This window comes from Clostridium sp. (assembly GCF_036643715.1).
Taxonomy (GTDB): Bacteria; Bacillota; Clostridia; order Clostridiales; family Clostridiaceae; genus Clostridium.
The window spans coordinates 40,354-56,797 of sequence record NZ_JAVXRL010000010.1; the positions used below are offsets into that span (position 1 = coordinate 40,354).

10 protein-coding genes and 1 pseudogene are annotated in these 16,444 nt (G+C 28.3%); 7 read left to right on the top strand and 4 right to left on the bottom strand.

Annotated elements, in window-relative coordinates:
- Positions 1 to 237: 237 nt before the first annotated feature.
- Together RSF37_RS04810 and RSF37_RS14770 are read right to left on the bottom strand one after the other, a co-directional pair.
- Positions 238 to 774 carry a hypothetical protein gene (locus RSF37_RS04810; RefSeq protein WP_332563261.1) on the bottom strand — a complete coding sequence of 179 codons (537 nt, stop codon included), beginning with the start codon at positions 772 to 774 and terminating at the stop codon, positions 238 to 240.
- A 159-nt stretch (positions 775 to 933) separates the two neighbouring features.
- Positions 934 to 1,035 (bottom strand): annotated as a pseudogene (locus RSF37_RS14770) (transposase-like zinc-binding domain-containing protein); the annotation flags it as partial.
- Between the two features lie 350 nt (positions 1,036 to 1,385).
- Between RSF37_RS14770 and yjeM the strand changes: the two are divergent.
- On the top strand, positions 1,386 to 2,891 hold the full coding sequence (gene yjeM, locus RSF37_RS04815) for a glutamate/gamma-aminobutyrate family transporter YjeM (protein ID WP_332563262.1): 1,506 nt from the start codon (positions 1,386 to 1,388) through the stop codon (positions 2,889 to 2,891).
- Positions 2,892 to 2,930: 39 nt separating this feature from the next.
- Here yjeM and RSF37_RS04820 read toward each other — a convergent pair whose 3' ends face one another.
- Complete coding sequence (locus RSF37_RS04820; RefSeq protein ID WP_332563263.1) at positions 2,931 to 4,235, bottom strand: glycoside hydrolase family 125 protein; 1,305 nt, start codon at positions 4,233 to 4,235, stop codon at positions 2,931 to 2,933.
- Between the two features lie 162 nt (positions 4,236 to 4,397).
- Positions 4,398 to 5,078 carry a DUF624 domain-containing protein gene (locus RSF37_RS04825; RefSeq protein ID WP_332563264.1) on the bottom strand — a complete coding sequence of 227 codons (681 nt, stop codon included), beginning with the start codon at positions 5,076 to 5,078 and terminating at the stop codon, positions 4,398 to 4,400.
- A gap of 204 nt (positions 5,079 to 5,282) precedes the next feature.
- Here RSF37_RS04825 and RSF37_RS04830 point away from each other — a divergent pair, with 204 nt between their 5' ends.
- The 6 genes from RSF37_RS04830 (at position 5,283) to RSF37_RS04855 (ending at position 16,425) form a co-directional block, all read left to right on the top strand.
- Positions 5,283 to 7,013, top strand: a complete 1,731-nt coding sequence (locus tag RSF37_RS04830; protein ID WP_332563265.1) for a cache domain-containing sensor histidine kinase — start codon at positions 5,283 to 5,285, stop codon at positions 7,011 to 7,013.
- A 4-nt stretch (positions 7,014 to 7,017) separates the two neighbouring features.
- Complete coding sequence (locus RSF37_RS04835; RefSeq protein ID WP_332563266.1) at positions 7,018 to 8,538, top strand: response regulator transcription factor; 1,521 nt, start codon at positions 7,018 to 7,020, stop codon at positions 8,536 to 8,538.
- Positions 8,539 to 8,747: 209 nt separating this feature from the next.
- Complete coding sequence (locus RSF37_RS04840; protein ID WP_332563267.1) at positions 8,748 to 9,707, top strand: ABC transporter permease; 960 nt, start codon at positions 8,748 to 8,750, stop codon at positions 9,705 to 9,707.
- Between the two features lie 20 nt (positions 9,708 to 9,727).
- Complete coding sequence (locus tag RSF37_RS04845) at positions 9,728 to 10,672, top strand: carbohydrate ABC transporter permease (protein ID WP_332563268.1); 945 nt, start codon at positions 9,728 to 9,730, stop codon at positions 10,670 to 10,672.
- Between the two features lie 110 nt (positions 10,673 to 10,782).
- Positions 10,783 to 13,914 (top strand): alpha-mannosidase, encoded by a 3,132-nt coding sequence (locus RSF37_RS04850; protein WP_332563269.1) that lies wholly within the window; start codon positions 10,783 to 10,785, stop codon positions 13,912 to 13,914.
- 90 nt (positions 13,915 to 14,004) lie between these two features.
- On the top strand, positions 14,005 to 16,425 hold the full coding sequence (locus tag RSF37_RS04855) for a chitobiase/beta-hexosaminidase C-terminal domain-containing protein (protein WP_332563270.1): 2,421 nt from the start codon (positions 14,005 to 14,007) through the stop codon (positions 16,423 to 16,425).
- Positions 16,426 to 16,444: the final 19 nt, after the last annotated feature.

A 16,444-nucleotide genomic window follows, 5' to 3' on the forward strand; every position in this document is an offset into this window, starting at 1 on the left:
CAGTTTTTTTGTATAGTGACTTCAGTCAATAAAAAAATACTATATTGTAATGTTCTACTTGAATGTTGCTATATAAAAAGTAGAAAAGTAGAAAAATGCTGAACAGTGAAATAAAAAGACCTAATTTGTAGAATTATAAATACTTATAAATGTATAAAAAATACATAAATATTAATACCTATAAGCTTGTACTATTTCATTTATAGAAAAGAAAAACAATAATAGTTCACAAAAAAATTAGGAGCAAAAGATTGCATTTATAATTTTTGAGGTCATTACTTTATTTTCGAATGAGTTTTCAAATACATGAACAAACCAATCTAAATAAGCATCTAAATATTTAGTTGCAACCCCTTTAAAAAGACCAAGCCACGATTTTAACTGAGAGGAGAAAGCATATAAAAGATCTTTTAAATTGATTTTCTTTATATCTGAACATTCTTTTAAATTCATTAAGTATTTATTTAATCTTCTAGCAATTGCTGGAGAATATCTATCTGAGAAACCTATAACCTTTGAATTATAGTTTATTTTCTTATTTAATATGCTAAAACTAATGGGTTGATAAAGCATTCCTTTAGAAATTATTCTCGAAAAAGATATATTTTTTTCATTTATTATAATAGATACAAAAACTTTTTTTCTAGGAACATTAACTAGATTCAAAGGTAGAACTTTTTGACCTTTAAAGCTCTCAAGAAATTGTATGTGTTTTAAGCCTGTATAGTTGTAAAGAAAAATATTATCATTACAGTTAGGAAGTTTGTTTAACACTTTATGTCTCCACTTGAAAGATGTACTAATACTAATATGAAGCTTAGAAGCACATGCACGAATGCTATTGCCAGAGAACATAAGGAAACAGTACTCATACCAGTAGTTAGATGCTTTTTTAGAGTTACACCATACAGAATTTGTAGAGTCGGAAAAAGTTTTATTACAATTCTTGCATTTATAGCGTTGTATATTTTTATAACGTCCATATTTTATAAAATTTTCATCTGAACAAAAGGGACAATTTTTATAATTATACATATATAATTCACCTCATTAGAGTATAGCCAAAGAAAAGCCTTTTTAAACTACCAACAAACAAGTAGAACATAGTAATATGGTGAATTTTTTTATAAAAGAAGCAACTACAGTGAAAATAAAAACGTAATCTAAAATCATATGTATGGGAAATATGAAAAAAAATTGAAATTTATAAATTTAAGATGTATTATTAATAAACTTTTAAAGAAATATGAATTTTTATAATAAAAATATGGTTAAATATAAATAAAAAACCTTTTTAAATGTATAAAAATATAATAAAAATGTATAAATATGCTCATAAAAGTATAGTGGGTTTAATTATAGAAAATATACAGGGAGGGAAAATTATGAGTGACAATAAAAATCAAAAACTTACACTTATTTCTTTAATTTTAATGATCTTTACATCAGTATTTGGATTTACAAACATAGCAAGGGCGTATTACCTTATGGGATATGCGGCAATTCCATGGTACATATTATCAGCAGTAACATTCTTCATACCATATGCTTTCATGATGGCAGAATACGGTGCTGCATTTAGAAAAGAAAAAGGTGGAATTTATTCTTGGATGGATAAATCAGTGGGACCTAAATATGCGTTCATAGTTACATTTATGTGGTATGCATCAAATATTATTTGGATGGTATCAGTATCATCATCAATTTGGGTTCCATTATCAAACCTTGTATTTGGAGCAGATAAGACAGCCACATTATCAATATTTGGACTAAGTGCACCAAAGACAATGGCATTACTTGCAATTATATTATTAATAATAATTACATTTTCAGCATCAAAAGGGTTAGATAAAATAACGAAGTTCACTTCTATTGGTGGTGCTTTTTCAGCATTTGCAAATATAATTCTATTTATACTTTCAATAGTAATATTTGCTCTAAATGACTTTAAGTTAGCAACACCTATTAATATGGATGCTTTTGTTACATCTCCTAATCCATCATACCAATCACCACTTGGTATACTTGGATTCTTAGTATTTGCTATATTTGCATATGGCGGAATAGAAGTTATCGGTGGACTAGTTGACCAAACTAAAGATGCAGCAAAAACATTCCCAAAAGGAATTAAAATATCAGCTATAGTTATAGCATCAGCATACTCAATTGAAATTCTTTGCGTAGGATTATTTACAAATTGGAACGTAACATTAAATGATAAGACAGTAAATATGGCAAATGTTGCTTACGTTGTTATGGGTAACTTAGGATATTCATTAGGACAGGCGCTTAATCTTGATCCTGGTACATGTCAAACACTGTACAGCATATTTGCAAGATTTATAGGACTTTCAATGTTCTTAGCTTTAATGGGAGCCTTTGTTACAATAGTATATTCCCCATTAAAACAACTTATAGAAGGAACACCAAAAGGGATCTGGCCTAAATCATGGGTTAAACTTGATAAAAACAACATGCCAAAGAATGCAATGATGATACAATGTGCGTTAGTTATAGCAATTATAGCAATAACATCATTTGGTGGAGAATCAGTTTCTAAGTTCTTGAATTACTTAATACTTATGGGTAATGTAGCAATGACCATTCCATATATATTTATTGCATTAGCATTTATATCATTTAAGAAAAATAAAGATATAGAAAAACCATTCGTAATGTTTAAAACTCATAGATCAACTGTAATTTGGACAGTTATTATTGTTACAACAGTAACTTTCGCAAATATATTTACTATTATTCAACCAGTAATAGATTCAGGCGATTATGTAGCTACTATATTCCAAATAGCAGGACCAATAGTATTTAGTGGTATTGCATTAATTTTATATGATAGATATGAAAAGAAATTGGCAAAAGGAAATATAGAATAAAAAAATAAACTCCAAGGATTTAAGCCCTTGGAGTTTCTATTATAAATTAATTTTATTAATTACAACAGCTTCATATATGAAGTGTGCAAATAGTGAATTAGACCAAGCAAACCAATCTCTTGTAAACTGTTTTGAATCATTACAGTAGAATCCTTCATGCATAAATCCAGTATCACCATCAGTAGAAATTAAAGTATTTATTAATGACTTAATTTCATCACTATTATTAGTTGTAAGACCTTGCATTGATAGTGCAATATGCCATATATATTCAGGTGGAGTATGAGGACTTCCAATTCCTGAAGCAACACTACCTTCATAGAAGAAAGGATTATTTTTAGTTAAAATAAATCTTCTAGTATTTTGGTAAATTTCATCATCAATTCCTCTATAATCAAGGTATGGGATTGAAAGAAGGCTTGGAACATTAGCATCATCCATGAAGTTATAGTTTCCGTTACCATCAACTTCATAAGCATATATATTACCGAATTCTTCATTGTGAACTATACCAAATTTGTTAATACCTTCTTCTATTTGAACTTTTAAAGCATTAGCTTTTTCCTTAAGTTCTAAATCCTTATAAACATTAGAAGCAATTTCTTCTATGTATCCTAAAACAACTGTTGCAAACATATTAGATGGAACTAAGTATCCATACTGACAAGCATCATCACTAGGTCTAAATCCAGACCAAGTCATACCAGTGTAAGAAACAGGATTTCCAAGACCATTATTACAAAGGGTATCTGTCTCTGAACAGTTTAATCTTTGGAATGAGTAATCTGAGTCTTCGAAATGATTTTGCTCACATTTAAAAAGATCAATTATTATATTAAAAACATTTTTGATTTCATCATTAAAGAAAGATGTATCACCACTTTCTTTATAGTACTTGTACATTAAACGTACAGGATAACATAAAGAATCTATTTCATATTTTCTTTCCCAAACCCAAGGACTGTCCTTTGTTATATCATTATCCCACTTTTGTCCATTAGCTTCTTTATTAAAAGCATTAGCATATGGATCTATAAGAATACATTTAACTTGTCTCTTTATAAGACCAGTAAATATATCTTTTAAACAAGGGTGTTCTTTAACAAAAGGAAGATAATGCTCTATTTGAGAAGTGGAATCTCTAAGCCACATAGCAGGTATATCACCAGTAATTACGAAAGCATCATCATCTGATACAGAAACAGTAGTCTCTATTGTATTTATAAAACAATTATAAAATAAAGTTTTTAACTTTTCATTTTCTATAGATTTACATAAGTCATGTCCGATTTCTTTGACAGTATCTTTAATAAGTCCTAATTTTTCATTTACGTTGTTATCCATAAAAGTTCCTCCTAAAAATATATTTATAAAAGCATTGTATATGTTTTCATTAACTATTTAAATATGTCTATACTATCTTTCTAGAATAATTTAATCTATTTCAAAATTTGTTCAATAAAAAAAGCCTAAAAAATAAATTTAGGCTTTTGTATATTCATATAATTAATTACTAGCTTTAGAGTTATTTTCTAATTCTGATAGTAGCAATCTGTTACAGAATACTAATAAGAAAGCAAATATACTTATTATAAATAGTATTGATGTACCTGGAACTACTTCGAATATTATTAATGATATTGCAAATAGTAATATGTTAGTTATTGTAAGAAGTGGTCTAGTGAATGTTAATACGAAAGCACTTCTTATTAATGGAAGACTCTTCATGGAGAATCTACTCATAAGTATATAAATAAAAGGTGTTATAGCAATTAATAAGATAAGTAATCCTGCAAATAAACAAGTTAAAATAGTATTTGGTACTACGTTAGAGAAAAATTGAATATTAGAATATAGTGTAAATATTATAATTAATTCTCCGATCCACAATAATAAAGCTTGTTTAAAATTTAATTTAAACCCTTTAACAAAATCAGTTATAAGTTCAAGATTTCTAGTGCGAATAAGTTTACCCATACAGTATAGTAGTATAGTGAAAGCTGGTACTGTAGGAATTAAACATACTAAAAATAATGGAAAGTATGAAAATAAATTACTAATACCAACAAAAATAAAGAACCAAATTACCGGAATATTTAATAGCATAAAGAAGAAATTCAATACGAAGAACCAAAATATATAGTTAAAAGTATCAAAAATTTTGTCTAAATTAAATATATCTTGCATAAAATACACCCCTTTGAAAATGTTTACTAATTATAGGCATAGTATAATTTAAATAATGATTAAATTCAAACTTTTATGTACTTTTTATAGAAAAATATAGAAAAATTACAAGAAATCTATAAAATATTACATGCTATAATCTTTTAATAAAACAATTAGTATGGTTAAATATATATAGATAAAATTTATAAGAGGTGTTAAATTATGTCTATTAAAAAGTCAATGATATATAAAAGGTTATTCATTATTTATATATTAGTGATAGTTTTCTTAATAGGTGCTTTGGATGTGTTTTTCATAAAACGTGTTACAACTAGCAACAAGGAAAATAAATCATATATAAATGAAAAAGTTGCTTATGATGTAAACGATGAACTTAATAAAATAAATAATTCTAATAAACTCATTGTTGAATCGATGTATAACAATTCATACATAGTATACGATGTTATAGATTTTTTAAATATGGACAAGGTGTCTTATTTAAAAAAGAAGTTAGATAGATTTTCAGATGGAAATGATTATTTTTATAATGGTATAGAAAATTTCACAAGGTCATCCTTTTCTTCAAATTTGAGTTTAGAAGATATAACATTTATAAGTTATAGTAGAGCTGAAGAAAGTTCATTTAACAGGTTAAATCAAATATCAGTTAAGAAGTTAAATAATCTAAATATAATAAGAGAGCGGAATTTTACAAATGTTGTATGTGAAAAAAATAGAATAAGCTTTCTTACGGAAATCAGAAATCCTTCAAACCTTAAAGGGGAAGGCGTAATGGTTTTAACATATAATCTTGATAAAATTAAAGATGTTATAAAAAAATATGAAAATGGTCATGAAGTTATGGTTTTAGATGAAGATGGGTTTATTGTATACGATTCAAATGGTGATTATGAATATAAATACTATGAATATTTTCCTAAAATATTAAAAGATAGAGGTGAAGTAAAACTTGAAAAGGATTATTATGTAAATAGAATATCTGGTATAGCTAATTTAACTACGATAGCAAAAATACCAGAGAAAGATTTAAATAAAGTTCCAGATGGGTTTTATAACTCTATAATATTTGTGGACATACTGTTATTAGTTATATCACAAGCAATAGTATTAATTAAGCTTAGAAAATTTAGTGATAGAACTGATAATATTTTAGTTGCTATGGAAAAAGTTAAAAATGGAGACTTTAATGTAAATATACCAGTAACAGGAGAAAATGATGAGATAAATTATATATCAGAAAACTTTAATGATATGTGTACTGAACTAAATAAATATATTGAGAAGAGTTACTTAGCAGAGATAGATCAGAAGAAAGCTGAGATGATTGCACTCCAAAATCAAATAAATCCACATTTCTTATATAACACGCTAGAATCTATAAGAATGAAAGCTATATGCAATGGTGATAAAGATGTCGGAAAGATGTTATATCATTTAGCATTCTTATTTAGAAAACAAGTTAAGGATAATAATGTTATAACAATAAGAAATGAACTAGAATATTGCACTAAGTATATTGAAATATTTAAGTTTAGATATGAAGATAAATTTACTTTCGAAGTAAACTGTGATGATGAATTACTAGATAAACAAATATTGAAATTTACAATGCAGCCATTAATAGAAAATTATTTTGTACACGGCATTAGATTAGATAGAGAAGATAATTTACTAAAATTAAATATTAAAAAAGAAGATGATAATATAGTTATTACAATTGAAGACAACGGTAATGGTATTACTGAAGAAAAAATGTATGACTTAAATTATAAATTAAAAAATAGGCTTTATGATGGAGCATCTATTGGAGTAACAAATGCTAATGAGAGAATTGTAATAGCATATGGGGAAGACTATGGGATTAAAGTTGAAACAAGTGAGATGAAAGGAGCAATGGTAGTTGTAAAACTTCCATGTAAAGAGGTGTAAGGGTATGTATAAGGTAATGCTTATTGATGATGAGAAATTAATTACTCAAGGATTAATGCATTTAATTGAGTGGGAAAAATTTAATTTAGAGGTAGTAGAAGTAGCTGAAAATGGGGAAGAAGCACTAGAAAAATTTAAAAGGAATCAAGTTGATATAGTTATAACAGATATAAATATGCCAAAGATGACTGGACTTGAATTTATTAAAGAAGTTAAAAGTATAAATGAAAATGTACAGTTTGTAATATTAAGTGGTTATGATGAATTTTCATATGCTAAAAAGGCTATGGAATATGGGGTTAAAAATTATATATTAAAACCGATAAATGAGGATGAACTTGAAGAAGCTCTAAAAAATCTTGTTGATATAATTAATATAGAAAAGAAGAAAAGATATAAAGACTTAGATAAAAATAGAAAGTTAATTGACTTTATAAATGGGAAGATTGAAAAATCAGAAATATATAAAATGAAACACTTAATGAATTTAAAGTTTGATGAAGAGGGTTATACAGTAAGTAATATTGCTATAACTAAAAAACAGTATGAAGATGGACATTATAATATTGATGATATTATAGAAAAAAATACAAAAGGAAGCTTTGAAATATTATATAAGTTTGATGGACAAGTTACCCTAATAAATTCATGGAGAGAAACTGATAGTAAGGAAGATATATATAATTATTATAATTGTATAAAGAATATTTTAATTAGTGAATTAGAAGCTGATGTATTTATAGCAATTGGTGATAAAGTAAATAGTGTTGATAACTTAAAAGATAGTTATGCAGTTGCAAATAGTCTTAAAAAATATATTTTAACAGAGGGAACTAATAAGTGTATTTCTAAAGATAGCATAGAAGATAAGAAGGAAAATAAAATAAACTTTACAGAAAAAATAGATGAGTTAAATAAAATAATAATAGAAAAAGATAGTGAAAAATCTAAAAAATATTTAGAAAGCTTATTTAATGATGAAGAGTTAACACCTAAAAATATATATGATTTATCCATAAAGATCATACTTCTTATAGATAAATTATTAGAAGAATTTAACCTTGAACAGAAGTATGGAAGAGATAGTTTAAGTAATACAATAGTTGAACTTTGTAATAAAAGTACAAGGGAAACTGTAAAGGAGTATATAATAAAGGATATTGAAGAATTAATAAATATAATGAGCAATACATCTGTAAAATATAGTCCTGTTGTACAACAAATAGTTAATAATGTAAATGATAAATATTATGAAGAGCTTAGTTTAAAAACTCTTGCACAACAATATAATATTAATAGCTCATACTTAGGACAAATATTTACTAAGGAAGTTGGAGTATCATTTTCAGAGTATTTAAATAAGACGAAGAATATGAAAGCTAAAGATCTTATATTAGAAACTAATATGAAGATTAATGATATAGCTAAGGAAGTTGGATATACGGATACAAGTTACTTTTATAGAAAGTTTAAGAAGTACTATGGAGTTTGTCCATCTACTCTTAGAGAACTTAAAAATTATTAGAAAAAATACAATTGCATAATAAATTTTCAAAGAGAAAAGTGGCTTATTGCCACTTTTTTTCTGTATTTTACTAAAAAAAGTGGACAAAAATAATATACCTCTAATTTATACACTAAATCTAAAGTATTTCAACTTTAAAGGTAATTTATAAGTATGGTATATTTTAAACAGTGATAGAAACGTTTACAAAAAAGGGAGGAGAGAATTAAATGTCTGAAGTTAAAAAAATAAAAGAAAAAGAAAAAGGTTCAAGATTTAAAAAATTAAAAGCAAATAAAGAACTTTTATTTTTAACGATACCAGGAACAATTTGGTTTTTAGTATTTGCATACTTGCCAATGTTTGGAATAATGATAGCATTTAAAGATTGGAAAATACATGGAGGATTTTTAGAAAGTTTAGTTAAGAGTGAATGGGTTGGACTTGATAACTTTAAATTCTTATTCGGTAGTACCGATGCATGGTTAATAACAAGAAATACTGTACTATATAACATAGTATTTATAATACTTGGAATAGTAATTCCAGTTACACTTGCAATATTACTTAAAGAACTTTTAAATAAGAAATTATCAAAATTTTATCAAAGTGCGATGTTCTTACCATACTTCCTATCATGGGTTGTAGTAAGTTATTGCTTATTTGCATTCTTAAGTCCAGATAAGGGTTATGTTAATGCAATTCTTGAGAAGATGGGAAGTTCAGGAGTTTCATGGTACACAGAACCTAAGTACTGGATTTTTATAATAATCTTCATGAGTCAATGGAAAGGTATAGGATACGGAACAGTTGTTTACTTAGCATCAATATGTGGTATAGATAAATCATACTTCGAAGCTGCAATGATTGATGGAGCTAGTAAATGGCAACAAGTAAAATATATAACTATTCCACTATTAAAACCAGTATTAATAATAATGTTTATAACAGCTATTGGAGGAATGTTCAGAGCAGACTTTGGATTATTCTATCAATTACCAAAGAACTCAGGTGCATTATATCCAGTAACAAACGTTATAGATACTTACGTATATAGAGGACTTACAAACCTTGGAAACATAGGTATGAGTTCAGCAGCAGCTTTATATCAATCATTTGTAGGACTAGTTCTAATATTAGTAACAAATGGAATTGTTAGAAAAGTAGATAATGAAAATGCATTCTTCTAAAAGGAAAGGCGGTGCTATGAATGTTTAATATGATAAAAAGTAAATTTTTTAGTAAAAAAGAAGAAATAAATAAATTCAATGCAATATCAAAACCAGCAAATATAGGACTTAATATACTATTTGGAGTACTAGCAGCCTTATGTATAATACCATTTATATTTGTTGTAATAATATCATTTACAAGTGAGCAATCACTTCAAATGAATGGATACAAATTCTGGCCAGAGGAGTGGAGCTTTGAAGCTTATAAATATATTTTCACTTCAGGAAGCCAAATAATGAGATCATATGGAATAACAATATTTATAACAATAGCAGGTACAATAACAGGTCTTGTAATAATGACAACATATGCATATGCATTATCAAGAAAAAACTTTGCATATAGAAAATTCTTTACAAAACTAATATTTATACCAATGTTATTCTCAGGTGGTATGGTTGCATCATACTTGGTTGTAACAAGATTCTTAGGACTTAAGAATAGCTTATTAGCTTTAATACTTCCGATATGTGTAAGTTCCTTCCACATTATAATACTTAGAACATTCTTTAAAACTACAGTGCCAGACGCAGTAGTTGAATCAGCTAAAATTGATGGAGCATCTGAGTGGGTATTATTCTTAAAAATAGTATTACCTATATCACTTCCAGCAATAGCAACAATCGCATTGTTCTTAACACTTGGATTCTGGAATGACTGGTTTAACGCGATGTTATACATTGATAAGAACAGTCTGGTGCCATTACAGTATCTGCTTATAAGGCTTGAGACCTCAATGGAATTCTTGGCCAATAATACAGCAGCACTAGGTACAAACGCAGTTGAAGCTGCAGCTAGAATGCCAAAAGATACAGCTAAAATGGCAATAGTTGTTATAACAACACTTCCAATTATATTTGCATATCCATTCTTCCAAAAGTACTTTGTAAGTGGATTAACAGTTGGAGCAGTAAAAGAATAATAAATTGGAGGTGATTAATATCACCTCCGTTATAAAAAATATATAGTAAAAATATAAAATAATCCGAAGAGGAAATTATACAATATAAGGGATATAGAGGAGAAGATATTATGTATTATTTATTAGAGAGAATCGATAAAACATGTGGAGAAATAGCTAAGCACGTATATAAAGATCAAATTAATCTTGAAAACTATATGTACATTGATGGTAATTATCATAACATTGATTTAATAAAAGACGCACCAGAAGAAGGATGGAGAGAGTTTAAAACAGGAGATTTATGGGGTGGAGAAGACTGTCATGGATGGTTCAAATGTTCAGTTGAAGTTCCAGAAAATTTTGCAGGACAAACTATTGCTCTAAACTTCCATACATTTGAAGAAGGATGGGATGCAACGAATCCTCAATTTATCTTATATGTTAATGGAGAACAAATACAAGGTGTTGATATTAATCATAGAGAAATAATATTAACTCATGAAGCAGTTCCAGGAACTAAGTATGAAATAGATTTACATGCTTATGCAGGAATGCTTGCTGACAAGAAAGCTACATTACACGGAAAACTTGTAGTAATCGATATGGCAGCTAGAGACTTATATTGGAACTTAAAAGTACCAGTAGATGTTTGTAAAGAACTAGATAAAGAAGATAAGAACAGAATAGATATGATAACTGTTTTAAATGAGGCAATCAACTTAATTGATTTAAGAAGACCAAAGTCAAAAGAGTATGATGAGAGCATAAGAGTAAGTAATGAATTATTAAATGATAAGTTCTATGGACAATTATGTGGACATGAAGATGTAGTTGCTACATGTGTTGGACATACTCACATTGACGTTGCTTGGCTTTGGACAGTAGCTCAAACTAGAGAGAAAGTTGCAAGAAGTTTCTCAACAGTTTTAAAACTAATGGAAGAGTATCCAGAATACATCTTCATGTCAAGCCAACCACAACTTTATAAGTTCCTTAAGGAAGATCACCCAGATATATATAGAAGAGTTAAAGAAAAAATCGAAGAAGGTGTTTGGGAAGCAGAAGGTTCAATGTGGCTTGAATCTGACTGTAATGTAACATCAGGGGAATCATTAGTTAGACAAATATTACACGGAAAGAGATTCTTTAAAGAAGAATTCAATGTAGATAACGAAATATTATGGTTACCAGACGTATTTGGTTACTCAGCAGCAATTCCTCAAATATTAAAGAAATCAGATATAAACTACTTCATGACAACTAAAATTGCATGGAATCAATTTAATAAAATACCAAATGACACATTTATGTGGAGAGGTATTGATGGAACAGAAGTATTAACACACTTCATAACAACAACATGTCCAGGACAAGAGAAAGAATCACACTTCACAACTTATAATGGACACGTTCAACCAGATGCAATAATGGGAGCTTGGAGAAGATACCAAAATAAGAATATTAACGATGACGTATTAGTTTCCTTCGGATGGGGAGATGGTGGTGGTGGTGCCACATTAGAAATGCTTGAAAATGCAAGAAGACTATCAAAAGGTATACCAGGAGCTCCAAGAGTTAAAATGGGTACATCACTTGATTACTTCAAGAGATTAGAAGAAAAAGTTAAAGATAATGAAAAGTTACCAAAGTGGGTTGGAGAGCTTTACCTTGAGTACCATAGAGGAACATACACTTCAATGGCTAGAAATAAGAGAGATAATAGAGCTTGTGAAAACAAATATACTTCAGCAGAGAAGTTAAACTCATTATCAATGCTTCTTGGAAATAACTATCCATACAAGAGTATTACAGATTCATGGGAAACAGTTTTATTAAATCAATTCCATGATATAATACCAGGTTCATCAATTAAAGCAGTTTATGATGTAACTGCAGTTGAGTACAAAGAGTTATTAGAAAATGCAGATAACCTATTAAGTGAAGGATTAAATAATATTGCTTCAAATATTAACTTAAAAGATAGAAGTGTTGTTGTATCAAATACTTTAGGATTTGACAGAGATGACATAGCTACATTTGAAGTTCCAGAAGATATAAATAATCCAGCTGTTATTGATGAAGATGGAGAAGAGCTAGTATGTCAAAGAGTTGAAGGAAATAAAGCTATATTCTTTGCTAAAGCAGTACCTGCTAATGGACATAAAACATTTAAAATAGTTGAAGCTACTAAATTAAATGAAGAAGTAGTTGAAGTTACTGAAACAGGGGCAGAAAATAAATTCTTCAAGATCAAACTTGATGAAAAGGGTCAAATAGTATCATTTATAAATAAGAAAGCTAATAGAGAAATATTAAAAGAAGGCGCTATTGGTAATGAACTTCAAGCATTTGAAGACAAGCCAATGTGCTTTGATAACTGGGATATAGATATATACTACAAAGAAAAGATGTGGAAAGTTGATGACGTACAAAGCATCGAAGTTATAGAAAAAGGACCAGTTAGAAGTACTTTAAAAATTGAAAGAAAGTTCTTAGAGACAATAATAGTTCAAAAGATTCATGTGTACACTGATTTAGAAAGAGTAGATTTTGATTCATACACTGATTGGAAAGAGAATGATGTATTACTTAAGGCAGCATTCCCATTAGATATTAATAGTAAGGAAGCAACTTTTGAAATACAATATGGAAATGTAACAAGAGCAACTCACAATAACACATCATGGGATGTTGCAGGATTTGAAGTTTGTGGACATAAATGGGCTGACCTTTCAGAAGGAGACTTTGGTGTATCACTTCTTAATAACTGTAAATATGGACATGATATTAAAGATGGAAATATGAGATTAACTCTTCTTAAATCAACAGGAGATCCAAATCCAGATGCAGATAAAGAAGAACATTTCTTCACTTATTCAATATTTGCTCATGAAGGAAATTGGAAAGATGCAAAAACTGCAAACAAAGCTTATGAGTTAAATGTTCCTCTATACACTAAAGTTGAGGAAGCTCATAGTGGTGAATTAGAAGATAAGCTAAGCTTAGTTAAAGTAAATAAAGAGAATGTAATGATTGAAGTTATAAAGAAAGCCGAAGATACAGATCACTTAGTAGTGAGAATGTATGAGTTCCATAATAAGAGAACAAACGCTACTTTAGAGTTCTTTAAAGAAATTGAAGAAATATGTGAATGTAACTTAATGGAAAGAGATTTAGAAAAGATTAATGCAAATGGAAATAGCATTGACTTTACAATTAAGCCTTTCGAAATAAAGACATTCAAATTTAAATTAAAATAGTAATTCAATAAGTTTTAAATGGAAGTATTTACGACTCTTAGGAGGAGTAAATACTTCTACTTATATAAAGAGGTTTTAAGGAGAAAATAAATGCTTAATAAAGATAGAAATAAAAGAGCTCCTGCAATAGTTAATATATATAATTTCATAAGAAAAACTGTATATCCAAGTGGGGAATTTGTACAAGATGATTTTGATACTGTTATGTATCAAATGGAAATATTAAAACAATATGGACTTCCAGCAACTTATGCATTGAAATATGATGCTTTAATGGATGAGCGCTTTAGCAATTTAATTAAAAATAATATTGATGAATATGATGAAGTCGCAGCATGGTGGGAAATTGATGAAAGTATAGCACTTAAAGCTAATGTTAAATGGAAAGGTAATACTCCAGTAGACGATCATGTTAATATTGGATATTCATTAGGATATTCAAAAGAAGACAGAATTAAGATGGTTGATGTATATATGGCTGATTTTAAAGAAGTCTTTGGGTATTATCCAAAATCAGTTGGATCTTGGGTTATGGATATAATTACATTTACTCACTTTAGAGAAAAATATGGTGTTGTATGTGGTGCATTATGTAGAGATCAAATAGGGACAGATGGATTTACTTTATGGGGTGGTTATTTTAATCAAGGTTATTATCCAAGCAAAATTAATGAATATATGCCAGCTCAAAGAGAAGAAATGCAATTAGATCTTCCAATATTTAAATTACTTGGACCAGATCCAATATATGCGTTTGAAGATGGACTTAGAAAATCAGTAGAGGGAGTTCATACATTAGAACCGGCTTGTGTAATAGGTCAAACAGAAGAATGGGTAAAATGGTTATTTGATAGATTCTTAGAAGAGTCTGTTTTAGGTTTTTCACATGTACAGGTAGGACAAGAAAATACTTTTTTATGGAACACAATGTATAAAGGGTATGAGCTTCAAATTCCGTATGTTGCAAAGCTTGCAGAGGAAGGGAAAGTTAGAGTAGAAACTTTAGAAGAAACAGGAACATGGTATAAAAATAAATATAAGCTAACACCACCAACGACATTTACAGCATCAGAAGATTGGAATAAGAAAGAAAACTTAAAAACTACTTGGTATAACAGTAGATTTTATAGAACAAGTTTTCTTATGGAAAAAGGTAAGTTATCAATAAGAGATCTACACTTATTTAATGAGAATTATAAATCAAGATATTATGATGAAACATTAGAAAGTAGTGAAAGTATATTTGATGCACTACCAATGCTAAATGCTCATAAGTTTAGTACAGATGCATTTAGGGCATCAATTGACTTTGTTAAAGTTGATGAATATATTAGAAAAACTTATTTAAGTGGAGAAGAAGTTGAATTTATAGGTGATGGTGAAAAGTCTTATAAAGTTAAGTGGAACTGTAATTTAAAAGAATCAGTATGTGTAGATCTTAATGAAGATAATATGAAAATAGTTATGAGTGGTGGAAATTTAAATAAAGAGAAGTTAGCACTTCATATAAATACGCTACCTGTTTTAAAAGATATAAATAATACTACATTAATATGTGAGCATAATGGATTTAAATATAAAGTTTTCTTAAAAAAAGGTAAGTTTAAATTATGTGAAGATGGAACAATATTTATAATTAGTGAAAACAATATCATTGAAATATTGTTTAATAATGAAGAAGAAAAGGAATTTGGATTTTATAAAGATAGTTATTTAGAAAATAAAGATATTATAGATAATTATATTCCAAAATATAAGAGGGTTAACGGTTTATCAAAGGTTAAACCTAGAGCGTTTAAACCTAAAATAATTCCAAATGTATTGCTTAAGGAAAAGTTTAAAGATGGAACATTTAAAATAGAAAATGATTGTGCTAATGGAACTATTCATTACACTTTAGATGGAAGTGAACCGTTAGAAAGTTCACCAGTTTATAAAGGTGAAATAGTACTCAAAGGTAAAGCTATTATTAGAACTAGAGTTTTTAAAGAAGGTTTTAAACCAAGTGAAATAGTTGAAGGGTACTTATATGAAACTATTAAGTTAAAAGATATTAAAAGCTTAACTAATCCAGTACAGATAAAAAAGTATAACAAAAAAGGGGTATATGACCTTATTGATGGTGTAAAGGGAAGTAAAGATTATACAGATGGTGCTTGGCTTGGGTTCAATGAAGATATGGATGTAATAGTTGACTTAGGAGAAGTTAGAGAAGTAAATGAAGTGACAGTTGGGTTTCTTCAAGATACGAGGGCATGGATATATTATCCGAAATATGTTAAATTTATGATTTCTTTAAATGGAGACACTTTTAAAGAGATAAAAGAGATAAATTGTGATGAGAGTATTAAGAGAAAAGAAGTGTGTGTAGAAAATATTTCTAGTAAGTGTGAGGGGAAAGCGAGATACATTAGAGTATTTGCTAAAAATCAAGACAATTGTCCTGACTGGAGCATTATGGCGGGAGAGGGACCGGCATTTATGTTTGTAGATCAGGTTACAATAATATAAAGATAAAGGGGAGAAATTT

What these genes read in the sequence shown, in the direction of transcription:
- yjeM (WP_332563262.1), top strand. Translation starts at nt 1,386, where the DNA reads ATGAGTGACAATAAAAATCAAAAACTTACACTTATTTCTTTAATTTTA.
- RSF37_RS04825 (WP_332563264.1), bottom strand. Translation starts at nt 5,078, where the DNA reads ATGCAAGATATATTTAATTTAGACAAAATTTTTGATACTTTTAACTAT.
- RSF37_RS04845 (WP_332563268.1), top strand. Translation starts at nt 9,728, where the DNA reads ATGTTTAATATGATAAAAAGTAAATTTTTTAGTAAAAAAGAAGAAATA.
- RSF37_RS04835 (WP_332563266.1), top strand. Translation starts at nt 7,018, where the DNA reads ATGTATAAGGTAATGCTTATTGATGATGAGAAATTAATTACTCAAGGA.
- RSF37_RS04820 (WP_332563263.1), bottom strand. Translation starts at nt 4,235, where the DNA reads ATGGATAACAACGTAAATGAAAAATTAGGACTTATTAAAGATACTGTC.
- RSF37_RS04850 (WP_332563269.1), top strand. Translation starts at nt 10,783, where the DNA reads ATGTATTATTTATTAGAGAGAATCGATAAAACATGTGGAGAAATAGCT.
- RSF37_RS04840 (WP_332563267.1), top strand. Translation starts at nt 8,748, where the DNA reads ATGTCTGAAGTTAAAAAAATAAAAGAAAAAGAAAAAGGTTCAAGATTT.
- RSF37_RS04855 (WP_332563270.1), top strand. Translation starts at nt 14,005, where the DNA reads ATGCTTAATAAAGATAGAAATAAAAGAGCTCCTGCAATAGTTAATATA.
- RSF37_RS04830 (WP_332563265.1), top strand. Translation starts at nt 5,283, where the DNA reads ATGTCTATTAAAAAGTCAATGATATATAAAAGGTTATTCATTATTTAT.